Raw genomic sequence first — 21,599 nt, forward strand, 5'->3', positions numbered from 1 at the left:
GTGCGCGAGACTGGGGGCATGTGCCGGAGTATCAAGACGCTGCGTCCGCCCGTGCTGCCCGGTGAGGCCACGCCGGAGGACATCCACGCGGCCGCGCTGCAGTACGTCCGCAAGGTCTCGGGGTTCCGGGCCCCCGCCGCCCACAACCGCGAGGCCTTCGACCGCGCGGTGGCCGCGGTGGCCGAGGCCACGGCCGAGTTGCTCGGGGAGCTGGAGGTGCGGGGCCGGTCGGTGCGAAGCGCCGGGTAGGGGCCGCCGGGGCGGGCGGTCACCGGCGCCGGCGAGGTGGCCGCTCCCCGAGGCGCGCGGCCCCCGTGGGGCATGTCCGGCAACTCGGGCGTGCGGCAGGGGGGTCGGGTCGCTCAAGGCATGATGAAGCGCATCCTCCGCTTACCCGCGGTGGATGCCCTTACGCCCCCGACGCCCCGGAGTTCCCATTGGTCGCCCCGACCCAGGACCCTCCCACGGTCTCCGTCGCCCTGGTCGGCGCCGGTCCGCGCGGAACCAGCGTGCTGGAACGTCTCTGCGCCTCCGCGCCCGAGCTGCTTCCGCCCGGTGTCCGGCTGACGGTCCATGTGATCGACCCGGCGCCGCCCGGCCCCGGCCGCGTCTGGCGGACCGCGCAGCCCGCCGAGCTGCTGATGAACACCGTGGCGAGCCAGGTGACGCTGTTCACGGACGACAGTGTCGACTGCTCGGGCCCGGTACGCCTCGGCCCCAGCCTGTACGAGTGGGCGGACGGAGAGGTGGGGCCGGACGACTACCCGACCCGCGCGCACTACGGCCGCTACTTGGAGTGGGTGTTCGCCAGGACCGTCCGTGAGGCGCCGGAGGCGATCCGCGTGAAGGTCCACCGGGCCCGTGCCGTACGGCTGGACGACGATCCCGCCGGCGACGGCCGTCAGATGCTCACCCTCGACGACGGCCGGGCGCTGTCCGGCCTGGCCGCGGTGGTTCTGGCCCAGGGGCATCTGCCCACCGCCGAGAGCGCGCAGGAGGGGAGCACCGCCGCGTACGCCGCCCGGCACGGCCTCGGCCACATACCACCCGCCAATCCGGCGGACGTGGAACTCGACGCCGTCCGGCCCGGTGAGCCGGTGCTGTTGCGCGGGCTGGGGCTCAACTTCTTCGACTACCTGGCCCTGTTCACCAGCGGCCGGGGCGGCCGCTTCGTCCCACGCGGAGGCGGAAGCGGGGATGGCGACGGCGACGGGGACGACGATGGCCGGGACGTCGGCGCCCTGCGCTATCTGCCCTCCGGCCGGGAGCCGCGCCTGTACGCCGGCTCGCGGCGCGGCCTGCCGTACCAGGCGCGCGGCGACAACGCCAAGGGCCCGTACGGCAGGCACACCCCGCTGCTGCTGACGCCGGGGGTGATCGCGGGCTTCCGCAGACGCGCCGCTTCCGGTGAGGCGCCCGACTTCCTCGCGGAGGTATGGCCGTTGGTCGCCAAGGAGGTGGAGACGGTCTACTACCGGGCCCTGATGCGCCGTACCGGCCGTACCGACTTCGCCGAGCGGTTCCTCGCCGTCCCCCACGGAGACCCTGGAGAGGCTCTGCTGCTGGACGAGTTCGGGGTCGGAACGCAGGAGCGGTGGTGCTGGGAGCGGGTCTCGCGGCCTTACGGGGAGCGGGAGTTCACGGGTCCGGGGGAGTGGCGGGCGTGGTTGCTGGGGCATCTGCGCGAGGATGCCGCGCAGGCCGCTCTCGGCAATGTGCGCGGCCCGCTCAAGGCGGCCCTCGACGTGCTGCGCGACCTGCGCAACGAGATACGGCTGGTGGTCGACCACGGAGGTGTGAGCGGTGCCTCCCGGCAGGCGCACCTGGACCGCTGGTACACCCCCCTCAACGCCTTTCTGTCCATCGGGCCGCCCCGGCGTCGCATCGAGGAGCTCGCGGCCCTGCTGGAGGCGGGCGTGGTGGAGGTGCTGGGCCCGCGCCTGCGGGTGCGGGCCGAGGCGCGGGCCTGGCTGGCGTCCTCTCCGGACGTGCCGGGCTCCGGCGTCCGTGTGACGACTCTCATAGAGGCCCGTCTCCCGGAGCCCGATCTACGGCGCACGGCGGACGAGTTGCTCGCCGGGCTGCTCGCGGAGGGCGGCTGCCGGCCGCACACGGTGGGCGGTTACGAGACCGGGGGGCTGGATGTGACCCAGCGGCCGTATCACCTGATCAATCGTCAAGGCATGGCACACCCACGGCGGTTCGCGTTCGGGGTGCCCACGGAGGGCGTGCACTGGGTGACGGCGGCGGGGGCCCGGCCGGGAGTGGATTCGGTCACGCTTTCGGATGCCGACGCGGTCGCGCGGGCCGCTCTGCGTGCGGCTACGTCCGGAACGGGGCCGCGAGCGGAGGTCCAGCCGTGGCCAAATGTTGAACTTGCAAGCATTGATTAGGCAGCCCTAACCTGGTGCTCCATTCGGTACCGCCGCCCCCACGACCGGCCATCCGCACCACACGTCCCCGGCCGGCCCGACCGACACCGAAGAGGAGAACCCCTCATGACCGCACGTCTCAACGCCGCTCAGCCCTATGCCCTCGGGCTCTTCCGCATCGTCGTGGGCCTGCTGTTCACCGTGCACGGCGCCGCCTCCCTCTTCGGCGTCCTCGGCGGTGCGGCGGGCACCCGGGGCGGCACCATCCCGTCCGGCACCTGGCCCGGCTGGTACGCGGCCGTGATCCAGTTGGTCGCCGGTGTCCTGGTGCTCCTGGGGCTCGGCACCCGCGGGGCCGCGCTGATCGCCTCGGGCTCGATGGCGTTCGCCTACTTCGACGTCCACCAGCAGGCCGCGCTGTGGCCCATCCAGAACGGCGGCGAACTGTCGGTCCAGTTCTGCTGGGCGTTCTTCCTGCTGGTCTTCACCGGCTCCGGCGCCTTCGGCCTCGACCGGCTCGTCGCCCGCCGCGCGGCCGAGGACGAAGATGCCGCCGCCGAGCGGACCGTGATAGCCGCCTGACACGTACGGCGCTCTGCCGGCGGGTACGGCGCCCTTCCCCGCTCCTGGGGGAAGGGCGGCGTCGTCCCGTGTGCGGCCGGCCCCGCCTACGACGCTCCGCCGAACGGCACGGTGAAGCAGGCCACCCGGGCGCCCTTCATGCCGGGCTCGCTGTGGATCACCACGGAGGACGCCTGGCCCTTGCGGAACGCCCAGGTGTGCTTGGAACTGGCGTGGCCCATGCCGGCACCGTCGGACTTGAAGTCCAGCCAGACCTCGTTCTTGTCGTTGACGTGGTGGGTGCTCGTGCCGGGCTTGTTCTGGTAGTGCTTGCCGGCGGCGGCGGGGTCGGTGCCGCAGGCCTTCTGGTGGATGTGGACGCCGAAGACATGGTCGGGCCGGACGCCGGCCAGGTGCAGGTCGACGGTCGTGGTGCCGTTCCGCTCGGTGTGCTGTCGGACGCGGATCCAGGAGGACGCCGGGACCAGGTTCCGGTCGTACGTCACCGCCGACGACTTCACGAGCGGGGTCGGCGGGGCGAACACGCCGACGCGCTCCAGTGAGAAGTCGTGGGCGCTTCCGCTCCCGCTCGCCAACAGGGCTGCGGCGAGGGCGCCCGCGTATACGGCTGCCACCATGATGTCCACCTATCTTCTGCGCTCATGCGCCGTCTCGTTGGATGTCTGCCGGATGCCTGCCGGTCTGCCTGATCCCGTGGACAGGCCACTCCTATTGCAAAGGGCGGGCAACGGCTGTGCCGCCGGGGCGCGGCCGATCGGGTGAGGGCATGCCCCGGCGGACACATGACCCTCCGTGCGCCGCTCAGGCCCCCCTCGGCGCTGCTGTCACATCCTCGGCGTACGCTGTACGGCTGTCTGTCAACGGGGGAACATCGGGAGTCGTCGTGTTCGAGAGTGTGGGGTCACTGGCCGCCGGGCCGTGGATCTACGCCGCGGTGGTCGTTTCCGTTCTGCTCGACGTGTTCGTGCCGGTGCTGCCGAGCGGGGTGCTCGTCATCACGGCGGCTACGGCAGCGGCGGCGGGGTCGGGCGCGGCCGGCCGGGTCGTGCACGCCGTGCCGGACCTGCTGGCCCTGGTCCTCTCCGCGGCGGCCGCCTCGGTCCTCGGCGATCTGGTGGCCTACCGCCTGGCCTGGCGGGGCGGCGAGCGGCTGGACCGGGCGATAGCCCGGTCCCGGCGCCTGACCACCGCGCAGGAACGTCTCGGCGAGGCCCTGGCCCGGGGTGGCGGCGCGCTGGTCGTGCTCGCCCGCTTCGCGCCGGCCGGCCGCTCGGTCGTCTCCTTCTGCGCCGGCGCCGCCCACCGCCGCGCCCGCGACTTCGTCCCCTGGTCCGCGCTGGCCGGTCTCTCCTGGGCCGCGTACAGCGTGGCCCTCGGCTACTACGGGGCTCAGTGGCTCGGCCCGACCTGGCTCGCCACGGCCGTGTCCCTGGTCGCGCTCTTCGGGGCGGGCGCGGTGGCGGGTTACTGGATGCGCCGCAGCCCGACTGCTTGAGGCGCCGCCGGACTGTGAGGGCCCCGGCTTCCCGGAGCGGCCGGCCGCACCGCGAGGTGGCTCCGCCCCCCGGACCCCCGGCCTGCGCCCCCCAGCACCCGACTCGGCCGGCCAAGAAGCGGCCGGCGCGAGCGCCTCGGTCGACCGTGAAGTGGCCCAAGGCAGTCGCCTCGGCCGGCCGGGGAGCCGCCCACGGGGCCGGCTCGGTCGCTCGAGAGGCGGCTCATCCGGCCGGCTGGGGCAGTCGTGAAGTGGCTCGCGGGTGGGCTCGGTCGGCGGGGGAGTGGCCCAAGGGGGTGGGCTCGGTCGCAGGGGAGTGACCTGGGGGTCGACTCGGTCGGCGTGAAGTGGCTCGCGGGTGGGCTGGGTCGGCGTGCAGTGGCCCGCGGGCGGGCTCAGTCGGCGTGAAGTGGCTCGCGGGTGGGCTCGGTCGGCGGGGGAGTGGCCCAAGGGGGTGGGCTCGCTCGCAGGGGAGTGGCCTGGGGGTCGACTCGGTCGGCGTGAAGTGGCTCGCGGGTGGGCTCGGTCGGCGGGGGAGTGGCCCAAGGGGGTGGGCTCGGTCGCAGGGGAGTGGCCTGGGGGTCGACTCAGTCGGCGTGAAGTGGCTCGCGGGTGGGCTCGGTCGGCGGGGGAGTGGCCCAAGGGGGTGGGCTCGCTCGCAGGGGAGTGGCTCGCGGGTCGACTCGGTCGGCGTGAAGTGGCCCGCGGGCGGGCTGGGTCGCAGGAAAGTGGCCCACGATCGGCTCGGTCGCAGGGGAGTGGCTCGCGGGTCGACTCAGTCGCCGTGAAGTGGCCCACGGGGGTCGCCTTGGTCGGCGGGGGAGTGGTCCGCGAAGGCGGCTTGCTCGGCCGGGGAGTGGGCCGCCCCCGGACACGGTCGGGTCCCGTCCGGGAATGCTCGGACCCTCCTCCCGTGACCGGAGGCTGTCCGGTTCGGTCAGCAGCCGGCCAGGTAGTTCGTCAGGGCGGACTTCTCGGCCGAGTCGACCGAGAGATCGTAGTAGTACTTCACCTGCACCCAGGCGCGGACGTAGGTGCAGACGTAGGCGGACCGGGACGGCACCCAGGTCGCCGGGTCCTGGTCGCCCTTGGCCTGGTTCACGTTGTCGGTGACGGCGAGGAGCTGGGGCCGCGTGACGTCGTTGGCGAAGGCCTGCCGCTGGGCGGTGGTCCACTTGCTCGCGCCGGAGTCCCATGCCTCGGCCAGCGGCACGAGGTGGTCGATGTCGACGTCGGACGGTGAGGTCCAGGTCGCCCCGTCGTACGGGGAGTACCAGCTGCCGCTGGTCGCGGTGCAGGCGGAGTCGGTGGTGACGTTCGAACCGTCCCGCTTGAGGATCCACTCACGGGTGTTGCACGTACCGGAGATCGTGATCCAGGTCGGGAAGAGGGAACGCTGGTAGCCGGTGCGGTTCTCGGTGGCGACGGTGAGCTGGGAGAGGTAGCTGCGAGCGGTGGCGGCGCTGACCGGCGTGGGCAGGGCGGCCGAGGCGCCGGGGGAGTTGAACAGGGCGACGGAAGCTATGAGAGCGGTAAGAGCGCCGAGTATGCTCAGCCGTCGACGCGCGTAGAACCTGGGCATGCGTGAACTCCCTGGTGGGGTGGGGGTGTTGGGCACGAGCGAGGGAATGGTTGCGAGGCCGTGTTGCCACAGGGTGAGCGCCCGGTAAGAAAATAGTGACGCGTTCATGCCACGACAAGGGCCATGACGGCTTCACGGCGGAACCTTCACATCCCGTACGATGGGGGGCGCAGAAGGGGAGTAGCTCTTCGCCGGACCGTCGACATACTGCTCAGCCAGCCTGAGCCGGCGCCCGGAGGCGGACCTTGCGCAGGCCGCCAGTGAGACCTTCGGCAAGCAGTGCACACCCGTGTCCCGCGACGCGGGTGCCCAGTGTGCTGCCGTGCCGGGGTGTCATCGTGTGACGTACCACACTCTCGGTGGGGCAGCCCCGACCGATTGAGGGACCTTGATCAGCATCACCGTGACGGCGCTCGTCTTCGGCGTCATCTTCCTCGCCGAACTGCCGGACAAGACCGCACTCGCCGGCCTCGTCCTCGGCACCCGCTACCGTGCGAGCTACGTCTTCGTCGGCGTCGCCGCCGCCTTCCTGCTGCACGTGGTGCTGGCCGTCGCGGCCGGCAGTGTGCTGACCCTGCTGCCCCAGCAGATCGTGCACGCGATCACCGGCGTCCTCTTCCTCGGCGGTGCCGCGATGCTCCTGCTGCAGAAGGGGGAGGAAGGGGAGGAGATCAGGAAGCCCGCCGACCAGTCCTTCTGGAAGGTCGCGGGCACGGGCTTCATGCTGATCCTCGTCGCCGAATTCGGTGATCTCACCCAGATCATGACCGCCAACCTCGCCGCCCGCTACGACAACCCGATCTCCGTCGGTCTCGGCGCAGTGCTCGGCCTGTGGGCCGTCGCCGGTCTCGGCATCGTGGGTGGAAAGGCCCTGATGAGGCGGGTGCCGCTGCGGTTGATCACGCAGATCGCGGCGCTGCTGATGCTCGCCCTCGGCGTGTGGAGCCTGTACGAGGCGGTGGCGGCCTGAGCACCGGCGCCCGGCCGGCGGCCGGGCCGGCCGAGCTGAACGGTCGGTGAACGCTTTCGGGATGCGGTGGCGGGATCCGCCCCCGGTTTTGTACCGTGGTGGAACAAAGTGGCTCCCGCCCGTTCTCCCTGACCGGCGGGCGGGGCCGCTTGGCCCTCCCCGTCAGGGTCTTCCCCGCCGGGTCTGTTCGTTCCTGGAGCTGCCGATGACGGCCACCGTCACGCCCACCGTCCTCCCCGCCCGCGCCCTCCTGCTCGACATGGACGGCACCCTCGTCAACTCGGACGCCGTCGTCGAGCGCATCTGGCGCCGCTGGGCCGAGCGGCACGGGCTGGACGGCGACGAGGTGATGCAGGTCGTCCACGGTCGCCAGGGTCACGCCTCCATGGCCGTACTGCTGCCCGGCCGGCCCATGGAGCAGAACCTCGCCGACAACGCCCGGATGCTCGCCGAGGAGACCGCCGACACCGACGGCGTGGTCGAGATCGCCGGTGCCGGCGCCTTCCTCGCCTCCCTGCGCGGTCTTCCGCACGCGCTGGTGACCTCGGCCGATGTGGCGCTGTCCACCGCGCGCATGAACGCCGCCGGGCTGCCGCTGCCGGAGGTCCGCGTCACCGCGGAGTCGGTCGGCGCGAGCAAGCCCGACCCCGAGGGGTTTCTGAAGGGTGCCGCCGAGCTGGGTGTGGAGCCGGGCGACTGCGTGGTCTTCGAGGACTCCGGGGCGGGGATCGCGGCGGGGCGCTCCGCCGGGATGACCGTGGTGGGCGTCGGGCCGCGGGCCGGTGCGCACGCCCCCGACGTGACCGTGCCCGACCTGACGCGGGTGCGGGCCGAGGCGGCGGGTGACGGGACGATTCGGGTGCACATCGGCTGACGTGGTGTCGGCCGCGCCTGCCGTCGGCGACCGTCTTCCGGTTGCGTGGCGGGGTGGATCGCCGTCGGCCGTAGGCGGTTCGCCTCCGCCGCCACCCTTCCCGTCCTCCAGGGGCTCCGCCCCTGAACTCCCCTCGGGACCCCCTCGGCCCGAACGGCCGACGGGCTGGGACTCCGCCCCGCTTCACGGTTCCCGTGTCTCCGCCTCCAGCCTCTCGCGCGTCGCCGGACCGTACACCCCGAGGGCGTCGCCGCGGATCCCGCGGGCCAGTTGGTAGGTGCTGACGGCGTCCTCCACCGTGCGGGTGAAGATTCCGCTGATCCGGTCGCCGTAGAGGTTCAACTGCCGCAGCCGCTCCTGGAGTTCGGTCACCTCCGGGCCCTGGTCGCCGCGTCGCAGCACCGGGGCGGCGGCGGGTGTGGTCCGTGGGGCCGCCGACGGGGTGGGGGAGGCCGGGCGGGACGTTTCGGCGGACGGGGCCGGGGTCGGGGGCGGCGACGTGGACGGCGTGGCCGACGGGCTCGGGCGGGTCGCCGAGGCGGAGGGCGACGGTACGGATGAGCGGGGCGCGGTGGGCGCGGCGGCCGCCGTCGGTGACGTCGGGTCCGGGGTGTTCACGTCCGGAACGCTCTCCCTGACCTCCTGGGCGGCCCGGTCCCGGGACGGCGTGTGGTACGAGAACAGCCCGCCGGCGAACCCGGCGACCGCCACGACGGCGACGCCGGCACCGGCGACCGACAGCAGGACGGTACGCGGGGGCCGCCGCCGACCCGGCTCCCCACCCTCGACCGCCACCGCCCCGAGCCCTTCATTCCCGTCACCCATGCTGCCGCCCCCGCCTGTTCCCGCCCACGTGTGTTCCTGCCGGGCGGACGGCCCGGGAACGGCAGGGACGGGCCGCGTCTCCGTCTCGGGCGGCGGGCCCGGCGTGGGCGGCAGCGGTGTGTGTCTCTCCGTGCCGGACAGCGGGTGGGGGGCGGTGACGTCTACATACGGTCGTATGCGCAGGGGGTCGAAGTCCTCCGCCGCTGCCGCCTCGGCCGCGCGGGTCTCGCGCAGGGCCTCGGCGGTGCGTTCGGCGCAGTCGCAGGAGGGGCTGCGGTCCGCGCCCCTCGGTGCCCCGCACTCCGGGCAGGCCTGGCCCTCGGATTCAGTCATGTGTTCGCCCCTCCCCTCGGGAACTTCAGAGCCTATGCGCACCTTCTTCGCATCCGCCGCCGGAAACGCGGGACTCAAGAGGCCATAAACGGTGACAACCACCACGATGGAAGAGGTGTACCCGAGCCCCGGGAGGTCTCCATGGCCCTGGACGCGCACGGCACGGAGAAGGACATCAGGGCCGCCGAGCACGTCTCCGGCAACGTGTTCGTCCCGATCGGCGCCCTGCTCCTCGGGCTGCTGCTGGCCGCGCTCGACCAGACGATCGTGTCGACCGCGCTGCCGACGATCGTGAGCGACCTCGGCGGCCTCGAGCACCTGTCCTGGGTGGTCACCGCCTATCTGCTGGCCTCGACCGCCGCGACCCCGCTGTGGGGCAAGCTCGGTGACCAGTACGGCCGGAAGAGGCTCTTCCAGACCGCCATCGTGATCTTTCTCATCGGCTCGGCGCTGTGCGGCATGGCGCAGAACATGCCCGAGCTGATCGCGTTCCGCGCGCTGCAGGGCCTGGGCGGCGGCGGGCTGATGGTGCTGTCCATGGCGATCGTCGGTGACATCGTGCCGCCGCGGGAACGCGGGCGCTACCAGGGGCTGTTCGGAGCCGTCTTCGGCGCCACCAGCGTGCTGGGGCCGCTGCTCGGCGGACTGTTCACCGAGCAGCTCAGCTGGCGCTGGGTGTTCTACATCAATCTCCCCGTCGGGATCGTCGCGCTCGCCGTGATCGCCACGGCCCTGCGCATCCCGCGCCGCACCGCCCACCACGTCGTCGACTACCTGGGGACGTTCCTGATCGCGGCCGTCGCCACGTGCCTGGTGCTCGTCGCCTCCCTGGGCGGGACCACCTGGGCGTGGGGCTCGGCGCAGATCATCGGGCTCGCCGTGCTGGGTGTGCTGCTGGCCGTGGCGTTCGTCGCCGTCGAGCGGCGGGCCGCCGAACCCGTCCTGCCGCTCAAGCTGTTCGGCATCCGCACCTTCACCCTCGCCGCCGTGATCAGCTTCATCGTCGGCTTCGCCATGTTCGGCGCGATGACCTATCTGCCGACGTTCCTGCAGGTCGTGCACGGCATCTCACCGACCCTGTCCGGCGTGCACATGCTGCCCATGGTCGTCGGACTGCTGCTGTCGTCCACGATCTCCGGGCAGATCGTCAGCCGCACCGGCCGCTGGAAGGTCTTCCCGCTCGCCGGCACCGGCGTCACCACCGTCGGCCTGCTTCTGCTGCACCGCCTCGACGAGCACAGCTCGACCGCCGAGATGAGCGCCTGCTTCTTCGTGTTCGGCCTCGGTCTGGGCCTGGTCATGCAGGTCCTCATCCTGATCGTGCAGAACGCGGTGTCGTACGAGGACCTGGGCGTCGCCACCTCCGGCGTGACCTTCTTCCGCTCCATCGGCGCCTCCTTCGGCGTGGCCATTTTCGGCACGGTCTTCGCGAGCCGCCTCGGTGCCAAGCTCGCCGCCGCCTTTCGAGGCGCGAACCTGCCGCCCGGCACCAGTGCGAACGCCCTGAAGTCCGACCCCCGGGGCATCGCCGCGCTGCCGCCCGCCCTGCGCCCGGCGGCCCTGCACGCCTACGCGTCGGCCATCACCGACGTCTTCCTCTACGCCGCCCCCGTCGCCGTTGTCGGCTTCCTGCTTGCCTGGTTCCTGAAGGAGGACCGGCTGCGCGGCTCGGTCACCGCGCCGGACGCCTCGGAGACCATCCCGCCCAACCCGGTCGAGCGGTCCTCCTACGACGAGTGCTGCCGGGCGCTGTCCCTGCTCGGCACCCGTGAAGGCCGCCGGGAGGTCTACCGGACGATCACCGAACGGGCCGGGTACGACCTGCTGCCCGCCACCAGCTGGATGCTGCTGCGCATGCGCAAGTACGGCTCCATCGAGCCGGGAGTGCTCGCCGAGCGCAGCCCCGTCCCGCTCGACGCCGTCCTCGCCGCCGCCCGCCAGGTCGAGGAACGTCATCTCGCCGAACGCCGGGGCCTGGAGCTGTACTTGACCGAGCCGGGCCGCGAGGTCGCCGAACGGCTCGCCAAGGCCCGCGAGGAGTCCCTCGCCGAACTCCTCGGCGACTGGTGGCGGCCCGGCCGTTCCGCCGACCTCACCAGGCTCGTCAGGGAGCTCACCGGCGAACTGTGCGGAACCGAGCGCGAACGCCCCCACGACGCGACGAGCACCGAGGTCAGTTGAGGGCCAGCTCCTTGCGGAACCAGTGCTCGGCGTAGACGTCGTCGTTGTGCGGGCCGGTCTCCGTGTAGCCGAGGCGGGCGTACAGGGCGCGGGCCTCCACCAGGTCGCCGCGGGTGTCCAGGATCAGTCGCCGGGCGCCGAGGGCGCGGGCGGCCTCCTCGGCGGCGGCCACCAGCAACGGGGCGCCGCCTGTGCCGCGCACGTGCTCGTACACGAACACCCGGGTCAGTTCCGCCGTGTCCGGTGCCAGCAGCCGTACCCCCGCGCAGCCGGCGGGCTCACCCGCGTACCGGCCCATGAGCAACTGCCCGATGGGTGGCGCGAGTTCGGTGCCGGTGGCGGCCGCGATCCCCCGTTCCAGCTCGGCGGGGTCGGTGCGACGGCCCTCGTGCAGCAGGTACCAGCGGTCACTGACCTCCGTGTAGTACGCCCGCCACAGCGCGGCGGCGGCCGGGGAGTCGTACGGTTCCGGGGCGATCGTCCATGTCATGCCGGCCATTGTCGGGAGGTGTCCCGCACCCGGCACAACCGGATATGCGTGACCTCGGGGAGTCCGGCCGGCCGGGGAGACGTCCTTGTCCCCGGCCGCCCGGCGGACCGGCTCCAGGGCGTGCGCCGGTCCTCGGCGACGAAGGGGAACGTGGAGCCTTCGCGGACCAGGGCGCGCGGCACCGGTGCGTGACGACGTGGACCGGCAGGTGGAACGGCGACGTATCCGTCCGGCGGCATGGCCGGCCCGCGATGACGGCACACTGTCCGGCGTGAACCGCACCGACCGTCTCTACGCCCTCGTCGAGGAGCTGCGCGCCGCCGCTCCCCGGCCCCGCAGCGCCCGCGCGCTCGCCCGGCGCTTCGAGGTCAGTGTCCGCACGATCGAGCGGGACCTGGCCGCGCTGCAGCAGTCAGGGGTGCCCATCCACGCCGAGCCGGGCCGCAGCGGCGGGTACGTGCTCGACCGGGAGCGGACACTGCCGCCGCTGACCATCACCCCGGCCGAGGCGACCGCCCTCGCGGTCGGGCTGCACGCGCTGGCCGGGACGCCGTTCGCCGCGGACGCCCGCGGCGCGCTGCACAAGGTGCTGGCCGTGATGCCGGAACGGGAGCGCAAGGCGGCGGTCGAGCTGACCGAGCGGGTACGGCTGCTCGTCCCGGCCGCCCGTCCCGCGCGGCCCGCCGGACCCGTGGTGCCCGCGGCGCTGCGGGAGGCACTGACCGCGGGCCGGGTGCTGCGCCTCGACTACTCCGACGCCGCGGGCCGGATCACCGCGCGGGACGTGGAACCGCTCGGCTTCCTCGGCGGAGCGGAGCACTGGTATCTGGCCGGCTGGTGCCGGTTGCGGGACGCGCCGCGCGGCTTCCGGCTGGACCGGGTCCGCGCGGCGACGGCCCTGGACGAGCGGACCCCGCAGCGCACCGTCGACCTCGCCGCGCTCGACACCCTCGGCGCCGACGCCGTACCGCTCGACGCGGCGACCGTGATGTGACGGCAATCACCGACAGGGGGCTGTCGCGGACCGGGCGCAGGCTGACGCCCATGACAACGACATCGGCATCGACAACCGCATCGGCGACGACCGGCACCCCCCTCACCTCGGCCACCGGCGCCGCCCTCTTCGACCGCTGGACCGCGCTGTGGAACGGCGACTTCAGTGACCCGGAGGCCTTCCTCGCTCCCGACTTCCGCGTCCGCCTCGCCAACGACCCCGAGAGGGGTGCGGAGACCGACGAGGTGTACGGCCCTGCCGGGATCGTCGGACTGGTCTCCGCCTTCCGCGAGGAGAAGCCCGGACTGCGGTTCGTCGTCGACGGCCCGCCGGTGGTCGACGGCGACCTCGGCCGGGCCGCCTGCTGCTGGTACGTGATCCTGGCGGACGGTTCGCAGAAGAGCGGGATCGATCTGCTGGAGGTGGTGGACGGGCGCGTTTCGGCCGTCTGGTCGGTGACCGGGGTGCGCCGCTTCGCGCGCTGATCACCGTTTGCCGCTCCCCTTCCGGGTCACCCGGAAGGGGAGCCGGCCAGTGGGGCCGGTCCGACCGGAAGGCAACCAGGCAACCATGTCCACAGGCATGATTGTGTTGACAGTGATCGTGGCGGTCGCGGTCGTCGCGGCGGCCATCGCCCCCACGCTCCGCGGCCGCGGACGGCGCGGCGGGGCCGGCCTGAAGCGGCGCTTCGGGCCCGAGTACGAGCGGGCCGTGGCCCTGCACGACGGGGACACCAAGGCGGCCGAACGAGAACTGGCCGAACGCGTGGAACGCCACGGCGAGCTGCGGGAACGGCCACTGGACGCGGCGGGGCGGGAACAGTACGAGGCCCGCTGGACGGCCGTGCAGGAACACTTCGTCGACTCGCCGCGGCAGGCGGTGGCCGAGGCCGACCGGCTGCTCGCGGAACTCGCCGTCGCGCGCGGCTATCCGGACGGCGGGCACTACGAGGAGCAGCTCTCCGCGTTGTCCGTGCACCACGCCGACCACGTGGACGGCTATCGGCGGGTGCACCGGGTGGCCCGCGCCGGGGCGAGCGACGCGATGACCGAGGCCGGCTCGGGGACCGAGGAGATGCGTACGGCGCTCGTCGGCGCCCGGGCCCTCTTCGACGACCTGACCCACTCCGCCCCGGAGCCGGGCCGCCACCGCGCGACCTCCCCGGCCTCGTGGGCCTTCAACAGGAGCCATCCGAAGGAGAGTTGACCGAGATGTCGGACAGGACGAGCGGCTCCGGCGGCGAGCGTCCGAGCGGCCGTTTCAGCCGGCCGGCGGACGAGGACCGGGCTCCGGAGGAGGCGGCACCCGGCCGCCGCATGCCAAGGGAACCGCTGCCGGAGGAACGCCTCCCCGGGGAACCCGCACCACCGCCCGGAACCTCCCGCCTCCCCGGCTCGGCGGGCCCCGGCAGAGAGGGCCTGACAGCCGACGACCGCGCCCCCGAGGACACACCTCCGCACCGCGGCCAGGCCCGGACGCCGGGCGAGGGCGGCATCCCCGACGCGAGCTGGGGGCCTGGCCAGGGCCAGGTGCCCGACGAAGGCGCAATGCCGGACGGGAGCCGGATGCCCGGCGGAGGCCGGATGGCCGGCGAGACGTGGAGGTCCGGTGCGGGCCGTGGGCCTGGCGAAGGCTCCATGCCTGGTGAGAGTGGTGTGCCCGGCGAAGGCCGGATGTCCGGCGAGAGCCGCGCGGGATACGAGCGGTGGAGTGGGGGCGGGGAATCGATGCCGGACGACGGGCTGGGGGTGCCCTCCTCGGGGGAGGTGAGCGGACGCGAGGCGCATACGAGTGAGTCGGCGGCGCCGGATGCCTGGCCGACGGCCGGGAGCCGCAGGGGATCGGCCGGGGCCACCGCTTCCGCGGGTGCGCCGGGGGCCGTCGGGGAGGTCGCTCCCGGGCCCTCCGGTACCGGCGCGCCGCTCCTGGCGCACGACGAGACGGACCGCTGGGAGCAGCGGATGCGGCAGCTTGCCGTCGGGTTCGTGGACGAGCCCCGGCGCGCGGTCGAGCAGGCGGACCACGTGCTGGAGGAGATCGCGGGGCGCTTCGAGGAAGCCGTCGACCGGCGCCGGCGCACGCTGCGCCGGTCCTGGGAGGCCTCCGAGGACCGCGGCCCGGGCTCCGACACCGACACCGAGCAGCTCAGGCTGGCCCTGCGGGACTACCGTGAGCTGGCCGACCGCCTGCTACACCTCTGACGCACCCCACGCCGCGTCCGACCGCGGCGCCTCACCCTTGGCGGCAGCCCTGCGCTGCCGCCACTCGCGTACGACCTCCTCGATGTCGTACGGCTTCCTGCCCAGCGGAGGACCGGGCGGCGGCTTGAACATCATGTCCTTGATCTTGACGTTGACGTCCTCGATCAGCTTTCGGACGATGCGCTCCGAGGGCGCCGCGTAGGCCGCCGCCAGCGCGTCCTCGGCCTCCCTGCGCAGGGCCAGGGCGGGCGGCAGCACGGACAGACCCTCGCGCGCCATCTTCCGCTTGATCCACCACAGTTCGTCGTAGGTGGAGTCGACCTCGGCGGGCAGCGGCCGGCCCGTGCCCGGCAGCCGCTCGAACTCGCCCCGCCCCTGTGCGTCGCGGATCTGCTTGTCGACCCAGTTCTCGAACGGCACACCCGGTGGCTTTCGCTCGGTCATGAACCCATTGTGCCGGACGCGGCCCGGCCGGGCGTTTTATCATGCGGCGGCGGTACGCCAATCCGGCCGCCGTACCAGGACGTCCCAGACGTCGCGGACGTCGGACGCCGAACGTCGCAGGGGGAACGCTCGTGCTCGAACTCACCATGGCCACCGTGTCCGGGGCCGACGCCGGTGCCACGGCCGGCATGACGATGGCCGAGGCGCCGAGCGAGCCGGGTGCCGTGCTCCGGGTCGGCCGGGACGCGTCCATGTGCCGGCTGGCCACCCCGGAGGACTGGCTGTTCGTCTCCCGTGTGCACCTGGAGTTCCTGTGCGGCCCCGACGGCGGCTGGCAGTTGTCCTGGCTGCGCGGTTCACAGGCCGAGCCGTCGTCCGAAGTCCGGCTCGTGGTCGGGGAGTACGCGCAGCCCCTCGGCTACGGCGCGACGGTACGGCTGCCGCACGGCGGGTCCGGCGAGATCGTCGTCCAGGACCGCACCGCACCGCGCAGCGTCAACGTCGGCTTCTACCACGAGGCCTGAGCCCCACACCGGGGCACGGGGCGCCGGCTCAGGCCAGCACGCGGGCCAGCGCGAACCCGTCGTAGCCCTTGCTGCCGACCGTCTGGAGAGCCGTACCGCTCAGCCTCGGGTGGGTGGCGATCAGCTCGATCGCGGCACGGGTGCCCACGACGTCGGGCTCGGTGCTGCCCGGGTCGGCGACCCGGCCCCCACGCACCACGTTGTCGACGACGATCAGGCTGCCGGTGCGGGTGAGCCGCAGCGCCCACTCCACGTAGTGCGCGTTGTTGGCCTTGTCGGCGTCGATGAACACCAGGTCGAACGGGGCCGGGTTCTCGTCGGCGAGCTTGGGCAGCGACTCCAGGGCCGGGCCCACCCGCACCTCCGCGATCCGGTCCAGACCGGCCCGGGCGAGGTTCCGGGCGGCCACCTCGGCGTGCTTGGCGTTGTACTCCAGCGACACGAGCCTGCCGTCCTCGGGCAGGGCCCGGGCCAGCCAGATCGTGCTGTAACCGCCGAGGGTGCCGATCTCCAGGATGTGCCGCGCGCCCTGCACCTGGGCGAGCAGATGGAGGAACTTCCCCTGTGCCGCCGTGACGGCGATGTGCGGCAGCCCGGCGGCGTCGTTCTCGCGCAGGGCCGCCTGCAGCGCCTCGTCGTCGGGGGCGAGTTGGCTGATGAAGTAGTCGTCGACGTCGTCCCAGAGCTGGGAGTCGCTCATGGTCCTGCTGCCTTTCCCGAGTGCCTGCCCTTCCCGCCGACATCGTCTCAGCCGACGGACGCCGACGTGGTGATCATCGACGGATTCACCGGCCGCCGGAGCGGCGTACGAACGATCACGGCGACGACGGCTCCGACCAGGAGCAGGCCGTCGCCGGCCGTGAGCAGCCGGGCCGGCACCCCGGCGATCTCCCGCGGCCGGGCCGTCGTGGATCCCCTGGCGGGCCCGGGTGCCGGCGCGGCTCGCGTCCCCGGAGATCCGGGCCGGCGCGGGGAACCGCGCGGTCTGCCGCCGTGCACCCGCACCGGCACGCTCCCGCACCCTACGGCGCTATCGCCGCTCCACCGCCGGAGCAGAGCCCGGCAACGGCCGTCCCGCCGATTCCGACATCCGCCACACGGCGAAGCCGCCCACGACAGCCGCGGCCATCATGTAGTAGGCGGGCATCATCATGTTCCCCGTCGCCCCGATCAGCGCGGTGACCACCAGCGGCGTCGTCCCGCCGAACAGCGACACCGAGACGTTGAACCCGATGGACAGCGACCCGTACCGCACCCGCGTCGGGAAGAGCGCGGGCAGCGCGGCCGGCATGGCCGCCGTGAAGCAGACCAGGAGAAGGCCCAGCGCGCCCATGCCCAGGCCGACGGCGAGCAGGCTGCCCTGGCGGATCAGCAGCAGGGCGGGGACGGACAGGAAGAGGAAGCCCGCGCAGCCCGCGGCGATCAGCGGGCGGCGGCCGACCCGGTCGGTCAGGGCGCCCGCGAACGGCTGGACGATCATCATCAGGGCCATCACGCCCAGCACCACCAGCAGGCCGTGCGTCTCGTCGTACTTCAGCTCACTCGTGAGGTAGCTCGGCATGTACGACAGCAGCATGTAGTCGGTGACGTTGAAGACCAGCACCAGGGCCATGCACAGCAGCAGGGCCTTCCACTGGCCGGTGATCATCTCGCGCAGCGGCACCTTGGGGCGGGACGACTCCGCCTTCTCCACCTCCGCCGCGAAGGCCGGGGTCTCCTCGAGGCGCATCCGCAGGTAGAGGCCGATGATGCCCATCGGGCCCGCGATCAGGAACGGGACGCGCCAGCCCCAGGACACCAGGTCGTGCGAGGACAGCAGCGCGGTCATCAGGGTGACCAGGCCGGCACCGCCGATGTACCCCGCCAGCGTGCCGAACTCCAGCCAGCTGCCGAAGAAGCCGCGTTTCTTGTCGGGGGCGTACTCGGCGATGAAGGTCGACGCCCCCGCGTACTCACCGCCCGTCGAGAAGCCCTGCACCAGCCGGGCGGCCAGCAGGAGCAGCGGCGCGCCCACGCCGATCGTCGTGTACGACGGGATCAGGCCGATCGCGAACGTGCCCGCCGCCATCATGATCATCGTGAGGGCGAGGACCTTCTGGCGGCCCACGCGGTCGCCCAGCGGGCCGAAGACCATGCCGCCGATCGGCCGGACCAGGAAGGCCGCCGCGAAGGCGCCGAAGGTCGACAGCAGCTGGGCGGTCGGGTTGCCCGAGGGGAAGAAGACCTTGCCCAGGGTGACCGCGATGTAGCTGTAGACACCGAAGTCGAACCACTCCATCGCGTTGCCGAGCGCGGCCGCCTTCACGGCGCGCCTGACGAGCGCGGGGTCGGTGACGGTGACGTCGCGGGCCTTGGTGGCCCGCCGGGTCTTCAGGGACGGGGAGACGGCTGTGGCGGTCGCCAAAACGGGGCTCGCCTACCTTTCGACGGGGACAGGGACGCGGTCCGTACGGCGGCGCTGCCGGGAATCGGGCCGAAAGCAGACCATAGGGGGACTTCGGCCCCTTACGGCGCGTACGCATTCAGCTGCAGTGTGCAGCCAAAGGGCGCATACGCAGGAACGTCTGCCCGCCTGCGGCGAGGTATGCGGTTTCCTGGCTGTGATCCTTGTCGCGCCCCGGAACCGCAACCGCAGACGTCGCCGACGGTCGTCATCCGGCCAAAAGAAGGAAGGACGTCAGGTGAAGCGGGGGTTGCCTGCGTCCTTCTGTGAGGGCTGGGAGCCTCCTAGGGTTCTCAGGACGATTCCGGCATGACCGGCGCCGGAAAACACGACGGGGCGGGAGGCCGACGAGGCGTGGGGGACGTGGAGCACAGCGGGCGACCGGCGGACACCACCTTCGGCGGCGCCCCGCCCGAAACACGGCTGCGCGCGGCCCGGCTCGCCCTGTGGGCGGTGGCCGCGGTCCTCGCCGTACGGCAGCTGGCCACGGTCCTCAACACGCCGAGCGGCGAACGGCTGACCGACCTGGAGACCTGGGTCGGCCCCCACGGCGTCCTGCACGTGAAGGGTTCGATCTACGACTCCACCCGGTTCACCGGCACCCCCTTCGGCGGCCTGGTCCTCAAGCCGCTCACCCACTCCGCGCAGGCCGCCCTCGGCTGGGGCTGGACCTTCGGCACGCTGCTCCTTGTCGTCGCCCTCGGCCTGGTGGCGGCCCGCGCGCTGCCCCAGCCGGTCGGGCGCCGCACCTCCCTGCTGGCCACGCCGGTCGCGATCAGTCTGCTCATGCTGTCGTTGCCGGTCCGCAACGCCCTGTGGCTGGGCCAGACCAGCATCGTCCCGGTGCTGCTCGTCCTGCTCGGCTGCTTCACCGGTCGCAGTGAGCGGCAGGGCGGAGTGTGCACGGGCCTGGCCGCCGCCCTGCAGCCGACCCTGCTGCTCTTCGCCCCGCTGCTGTGGTTCACCGGCCGCCGCCGGGCCAGCGGCACCACGGTCGGCACCTTCGCCGCCTGCACCGCGCTGGCCTGGGCGGCGCTGCCGCACGACTCGTACACGTACTGGGTGCACCACATGGCCGGGGTGGGCCTCGGCGGCAAGGCCGACGCCCTCGGCAACCAGTCCCTGCACGGCGCCCTGCTCCGCCTCGGCCTGACCGGCCCGCTGGAGATCGCGCTCTTCCTGGTGCTGAGCGCCGCCGTCACCGCCGTCGCCCTGCGCCGCGCCGTCCACTACGCCCACGACGGCCAGCTGCTGCTCGCCGTCGCCATCACCGGCTGTGCCGTCGTCGCCGTCTCACCCACCGCCTGGCAGCACCAGCTGCTGTGGGTGCTGCTCGCGATGGTCGGCCGGGTCGGCAGGCGGGTTTCCGGCCGGTACGTCTGGCCGGTCGCGATGGTACTGGTGACGACCCTGCCGGCGAAGATGATGGTGCCGAACATGCCGGTGATGTATCCGCTGCGCGACAACCTTGTCCTGCTCGTGGCGCTGGCCGCCGCCACGGCCGTCCCCTTCCTGTCCCGGACGTCCCCCCTTTTCCAGCGGCCGGTCCCGGCGGAGTACGCGCCGCCGGTCCCGGCGCGCTTGCGGGGCGTCCCCCTGGCGCCCTTCCTGCGCCGCGTCGTCACCCGCCCGAACCTCCTGCTGGAACTGCTCCTCATGCGGGCCGTGTACGCCGTCTACCAGCGGGTCCGTCTCGCCGTGACCGGCGGCACCACCTCCGGCGGCCGGGCGCGGGCCGAGCGCCACGGGCACACCGTGCTGGGCATCGAGCGGTTCCTGCACATCGACATCGAGCACTGGGCCAACCACACCGTCGCGAAGATCGGCTGGCTGCGGGACCTCTTCGGCTTCTACTACGAGTCATTCCACTTCGTGGTCCCGCTGACGGTCCTCGCCGTCCTGTACTGGCGCCGCCCCGTCGACTACCGCTGGGCCCGCGCCTCCCTCGGCTTCGCCACCTTCCTCGCCCTCCTCGGCTTCTGGCTCTTCCCGCTGGCCCCGCCGCGCCTGATGCCCGGCCTCGGCTTCATCGACACCGTGTACGGGCCCCAGGACCTCGCCCACCCGGACTACGGCGCGATGACCGCCGTCACCAACCAGTACGCGGCGATGCCCTCCCTGCACTTCGGCTGGTCCCTGTGGTGCGGTGTCGTCATCGCCGTGGTGGCGCCCCGCCGGTGGATGAAGGCGCTGGGGCTCCTGCACCCGCTGATCACGGTCTCCACGATCGTGGCGACCGCGAACCACTGGGTGCTGGACGCGGTGGGCGGCGCGGGCCTGGTGGGTGCCGGGTTCGCGCTCGTGTACCTGCTGACGGGACCGCGCAGGGTGGCCACGGGGCTCGACGGCGCGCTCGAGCGGGAACATCCGAACCGCTTCGAAACACATGTACGTTGAACTCGCGTTCCTGTGAGGTGTCCGTGTCGGAGCGGGACAACCGAGCCGAGGCACTCCGAGGACTTCCGCAACAACGACCAAACGAAGTCCGAGACCCGCTTCTGCCCTACGACCGCTGTCAGTTGCCGGTCGACGACCTCTACCTGGGCGCTGTGCAGCGATCCCCGGGGCGAGGGCGGCACCCATGTGGCCTGCCCCGTGGCGGCCCACTCCGGGGACGGCCGTCCGGCCGACGAACCGACAGGCCCGGCCCTGCCGCTGTCGGACCTGGGGAACCGGCGCACCACCACGGAACTCGCCCGGCGCAACCACATGAGCGCGTCGACCGTTTCCTGTCATCTGCTCCGGCTGTACCGGGTCGGTCTGCTGCACCGGACCCGTGAGGGCAGCGATCGCCGCCAGCTCAGCCCAGCCCGCACTCGAACCAGACCGTCTTCCCGCCGGCCGGCCACGGTGACACCCCCCACTTGTCGACGACGGCATCGAGGAGACCGAGGCCCCGGCCGTTCTCCGCGTCGTGATCGAACTCGTCTGCCCGGCGGGGAAGGTGGGGGAACCCGTCGCTCACCTCGGCCCGTACGCCCGCCGTCTGCCGCGCGAGCAGGAGGGTGCAGCGGCGGTCGGGCACATGCCGTACGACATTGGTGACCAGCTCGCTGACGCCCAGTTCCACGGCGAACGTCAGCTCCGCCAGCTCCCACTCGTCCAGCAGTGAGCGGACGATCCGGCGGATGTGGCGTACCGAGTGCTCGCCGACGGTGAGCCGCATGCGGTACTGGGGGGTGTGGGGAATGTCGAGGTTCACAGGACGAGGCTGACCTGGCGTCACCACCCTGGGCTACCTCGCGAACACAACGCGTCCGAGAGGGGACTTGCCGTGGTGGACGTCAGT

22 protein-coding genes are annotated in these 21,599 nt (G+C 72.7%); 13 read left to right on the forward strand and 9 right to left on the reverse strand.

Annotation, left to right across the window (positions count from 1 at the left end):
• The first annotated feature begins 18 nt into the window (after positions 1–18).
• The 3 genes from AB0L59_RS03560 (at position 19) to AB0L59_RS03570 (ending at position 2,954) form a co-directional block, all read left to right on the forward strand.
• Positions 19–249, forward strand: a complete 231-nt coding sequence (locus AB0L59_RS03560; RefSeq protein WP_365578735.1) for a DUF2277 domain-containing protein — start codon at positions 19–21, stop codon at positions 247–249.
• A gap of 188 nt (positions 250–437) precedes the next feature.
• Positions 438–2,393, forward strand: a complete 1,956-nt coding sequence (locus AB0L59_RS03565; protein WP_365578737.1) for an FAD/NAD(P)-binding protein — start codon at positions 438–440, stop codon at positions 2,391–2,393.
• A 105-nt stretch (positions 2,394–2,498) separates the two neighbouring features.
• A complete protein-coding gene (locus AB0L59_RS03570; protein ID WP_365578739.1) occupies positions 2,499–2,954 on the forward strand; it encodes a DoxX family protein in 456 nt (151 codons plus the stop codon).
• Between the two features lie 86 nt (positions 2,955–3,040).
• Here the strand turns inward: AB0L59_RS03570 and AB0L59_RS03575 are convergent, their stop codons facing one another.
• The gene (locus tag AB0L59_RS03575; protein ID WP_365578741.1) at positions 3,041–3,571 is read right to left on the reverse strand and encodes a superoxide dismutase family protein; all 531 of its coding nucleotides are present in this window, start codon (positions 3,569–3,571) and stop codon (positions 3,041–3,043) included.
• 266 nt (positions 3,572–3,837) lie between these two features.
• Here AB0L59_RS03575 and AB0L59_RS03580 point away from each other — a divergent pair, with 266 nt between their 5' ends.
• Positions 3,838–4,449: a VTT domain-containing protein gene (locus tag AB0L59_RS03580; RefSeq protein WP_365578743.1), complete on the forward strand. Its 612-nt coding sequence runs from the start codon at positions 3,838–3,840 to the stop codon at positions 4,447–4,449.
• Positions 4,450–5,386: 937 nt separating this feature from the next.
• On the opposite strand, the gene AB0L59_RS03585 is transcribed toward AB0L59_RS03580, so the two are convergent.
• Complete coding sequence (locus tag AB0L59_RS03585; protein WP_365578745.1) at positions 5,387–6,031, reverse strand: HNH endonuclease family protein; 645 nt, start codon at positions 6,029–6,031, stop codon at positions 5,387–5,389.
• A 388-nt stretch (positions 6,032–6,419) separates the two neighbouring features.
• Between AB0L59_RS03585 and AB0L59_RS03590 the strand changes: the two genes are divergently transcribed.
• The gene (locus tag AB0L59_RS03590) at positions 6,420–7,001 is read left to right on the forward strand and encodes a TMEM165/GDT1 family protein (protein ID WP_365578747.1); all 582 of its coding nucleotides are present in this window, start codon (positions 6,420–6,422) and stop codon (positions 6,999–7,001) included.
• Between the two features lie 205 nt (positions 7,002–7,206).
• A complete protein-coding gene (locus AB0L59_RS03595; RefSeq protein ID WP_365578749.1) occupies positions 7,207–7,875 on the forward strand; it encodes an HAD family hydrolase in 669 nt (222 codons plus the stop codon).
• 183 nt (positions 7,876–8,058) lie between these two features.
• Here the strand turns inward: AB0L59_RS03595 and AB0L59_RS03600 are convergent, their stop codons facing one another.
• Positions 8,059–9,033, reverse strand: coding sequence for a peptidoglycan-binding domain-containing protein (locus AB0L59_RS03600; RefSeq protein WP_365578751.1), 975 nt, complete (start codon positions 9,031–9,033; stop codon positions 8,059–8,061).
• Positions 9,034–9,174: 141 nt separating this feature from the next.
• Here AB0L59_RS03600 and AB0L59_RS03605 point away from each other — a divergent pair, with 141 nt between their 5' ends.
• On the forward strand, positions 9,175–11,214 hold the full coding sequence (locus AB0L59_RS03605) for an MDR family MFS transporter (RefSeq protein ID WP_365578753.1): 2,040 nt from the start codon (positions 9,175–9,177) through the stop codon (positions 11,212–11,214).
• Here AB0L59_RS03605 and AB0L59_RS03610 read toward each other — a convergent pair.
• On the reverse strand, positions 11,207–11,713 hold the full coding sequence (locus AB0L59_RS03610; RefSeq protein WP_365578755.1) for a GNAT family N-acetyltransferase: 507 nt from the start codon (positions 11,711–11,713) through the stop codon (positions 11,207–11,209). The two genes, AB0L59_RS03605 and AB0L59_RS03610, sit on opposite strands and share 8 nt — an antisense overlap.
• A gap of 262 nt (positions 11,714–11,975) precedes the next feature.
• Between AB0L59_RS03610 and AB0L59_RS03615 the strand changes: the two genes are divergently transcribed.
• The 4 genes from AB0L59_RS03615 (at position 11,976) to AB0L59_RS03630 (ending at position 14,899) form a co-directional block, all read left to right on the forward strand.
• Positions 11,976–12,698, forward strand: coding sequence for a YafY family protein (locus tag AB0L59_RS03615; protein WP_365578757.1), 723 nt, complete (start codon positions 11,976–11,978; stop codon positions 12,696–12,698).
• Positions 12,699–12,748: 50 nt separating this feature from the next.
• The gene (locus tag AB0L59_RS03620) at positions 12,749–13,183 is read left to right on the forward strand and encodes a nuclear transport factor 2 family protein (protein WP_365578759.1); all 435 of its coding nucleotides are present in this window, start codon (positions 12,749–12,751) and stop codon (positions 13,181–13,183) included.
• A gap of 85 nt (positions 13,184–13,268) precedes the next feature.
• Positions 13,269–13,904, forward strand: a complete 636-nt coding sequence (locus AB0L59_RS03625; RefSeq protein WP_365578761.1) for a hypothetical protein — start codon at positions 13,269–13,271, stop codon at positions 13,902–13,904.
• Between the two features lie 755 nt (positions 13,905–14,659).
• Entirely contained in the window at positions 14,660–14,899 is a 240-nt protein-coding gene (locus tag AB0L59_RS03630) for a hypothetical protein (RefSeq protein ID WP_365578763.1), read from the forward strand.
• Here AB0L59_RS03630 and AB0L59_RS03635 read toward each other — a convergent pair.
• A complete protein-coding gene (locus AB0L59_RS03635) occupies positions 14,888–15,343 on the reverse strand; it encodes a DUF1992 domain-containing protein (RefSeq protein WP_365578765.1) in 456 nt (151 codons plus the stop codon). The genes AB0L59_RS03630 and AB0L59_RS03635 overlap by 12 nt on opposite strands.
• 131 nt (positions 15,344–15,474) lie before the next feature.
• Here AB0L59_RS03635 and AB0L59_RS03640 point away from each other — a divergent pair, with 131 nt between their 5' ends.
• A complete protein-coding gene (locus AB0L59_RS03640; RefSeq protein WP_365578767.1) occupies positions 15,475–15,867 on the forward strand; it encodes a hypothetical protein in 393 nt (130 codons plus the stop codon).
• A gap of 28 nt (positions 15,868–15,895) precedes the next feature.
• On the opposite strand, the gene AB0L59_RS03645 is transcribed toward AB0L59_RS03640, so the two are convergent.
• The 3 genes from AB0L59_RS03645 to proP form a co-directional block, all read right to left on the reverse strand.
• Complete coding sequence (locus AB0L59_RS03645) at positions 15,896–16,567, reverse strand: O-methyltransferase (protein WP_365578769.1); 672 nt, start codon at positions 16,565–16,567, stop codon at positions 15,896–15,898.
• Between the two features lie 47 nt (positions 16,568–16,614).
• The gene (locus AB0L59_RS03650) at positions 16,615–16,746 is read right to left on the reverse strand and encodes a hypothetical protein (protein WP_365578771.1); all 132 of its coding nucleotides are present in this window, start codon (positions 16,744–16,746) and stop codon (positions 16,615–16,617) included.
• 151 nt (positions 16,747–16,897) lie between these two features.
• Positions 16,898–18,271, reverse strand: coding sequence for a glycine betaine/L-proline transporter ProP (gene proP, locus AB0L59_RS03655; protein ID WP_365578773.1), 1,374 nt, complete (start codon positions 18,269–18,271; stop codon positions 16,898–16,900).
• A gap of 348 nt (positions 18,272–18,619) precedes the next feature.
• Between proP and AB0L59_RS03660 the strand changes: the two genes are divergently transcribed.
• A complete protein-coding gene (locus AB0L59_RS03660; RefSeq protein WP_365578775.1) occupies positions 18,620–20,707 on the forward strand; it encodes a bifunctional glycosyltransferase 87/phosphatase PAP2 family protein in 2,088 nt (695 codons plus the stop codon).
• Positions 20,708–21,110: 403 nt separating this feature from the next.
• Here AB0L59_RS03660 and AB0L59_RS03665 read toward each other — a convergent pair whose 3' ends face one another.
• Positions 21,111–21,476 carry an ATP-binding protein gene (locus tag AB0L59_RS03665; RefSeq protein ID WP_365579499.1) on the reverse strand — a complete coding sequence of 122 codons (366 nt, stop codon included), beginning with the start codon at positions 21,474–21,476 and terminating at the stop codon, positions 21,111–21,113.
• Positions 21,477–21,599: the final 123 nt, after the last annotated feature.

This window comes from Streptomyces sp. NPDC052109 (assembly GCF_040680195.1).
GTDB lineage: Bacteria > Actinomycetota > Actinomycetes > Streptomycetales > Streptomycetaceae > Streptomyces.

Bases quoted from the DNA above. Each gene is read 5' to 3' on its own strand.
- AB0L59_RS03635 (WP_365578765.1), bottom strand. From the start codon at position 15,343: ATGACCGAGCGAAAGCCACCGGGTGTGCCGTTCGAGAACTGGGTCGAC.
- AB0L59_RS03605 (WP_365578753.1), top strand. From the start codon at position 9,175: ATGGCCCTGGACGCGCACGGCACGGAGAAGGACATCAGGGCCGCCGAG.
- AB0L59_RS03620 (WP_365578759.1), top strand. From the start codon at position 12,749: ATGACAACGACATCGGCATCGACAACCGCATCGGCGACGACCGGCACC.
- AB0L59_RS03570 (WP_365578739.1), top strand. From the start codon at position 2,499: ATGACCGCACGTCTCAACGCCGCTCAGCCCTATGCCCTCGGGCTCTTC.
- AB0L59_RS03645 (WP_365578769.1), bottom strand. From the start codon at position 16,567: ATGAGCGACTCCCAGCTCTGGGACGACGTCGACGACTACTTCATCAGC.
- AB0L59_RS03585 (WP_365578745.1), bottom strand. From the start codon at position 6,031: ATGCCCAGGTTCTACGCGCGTCGACGGCTGAGCATACTCGGCGCTCTT.
- AB0L59_RS03600 (WP_365578751.1), bottom strand. From the start codon at position 9,033: ATGACTGAATCCGAGGGCCAGGCCTGCCCGGAGTGCGGGGCACCGAGG.
- AB0L59_RS03575 (WP_365578741.1), bottom strand. From the start codon at position 3,571: ATGGTGGCAGCCGTATACGCGGGCGCCCTCGCCGCAGCCCTGTTGGCG.
- AB0L59_RS03560 (WP_365578735.1), top strand. From the start codon at position 19: ATGTGCCGGAGTATCAAGACGCTGCGTCCGCCCGTGCTGCCCGGTGAG.
- AB0L59_RS03660 (WP_365578775.1), top strand. From the start codon at position 18,620: ATGACCGGCGCCGGAAAACACGACGGGGCGGGAGGCCGACGAGGCGTG.
- AB0L59_RS03630 (WP_365578763.1), top strand. From the start codon at position 14,660: ATGCGGCAGCTTGCCGTCGGGTTCGTGGACGAGCCCCGGCGCGCGGTC.
- AB0L59_RS03595 (WP_365578749.1), top strand. From the start codon at position 7,207: ATGACGGCCACCGTCACGCCCACCGTCCTCCCCGCCCGCGCCCTCCTG.
- AB0L59_RS03665 (WP_365579499.1), bottom strand. From the start codon at position 21,476: ATGCGGCTCACCGTCGGCGAGCACTCGGTACGCCACATCCGCCGGATC.
- AB0L59_RS03625 (WP_365578761.1), top strand. From the start codon at position 13,269: ATGTCCACAGGCATGATTGTGTTGACAGTGATCGTGGCGGTCGCGGTC.
- AB0L59_RS03610 (WP_365578755.1), bottom strand. From the start codon at position 11,713: ATGGCCGGCATGACATGGACGATCGCCCCGGAACCGTACGACTCCCCG.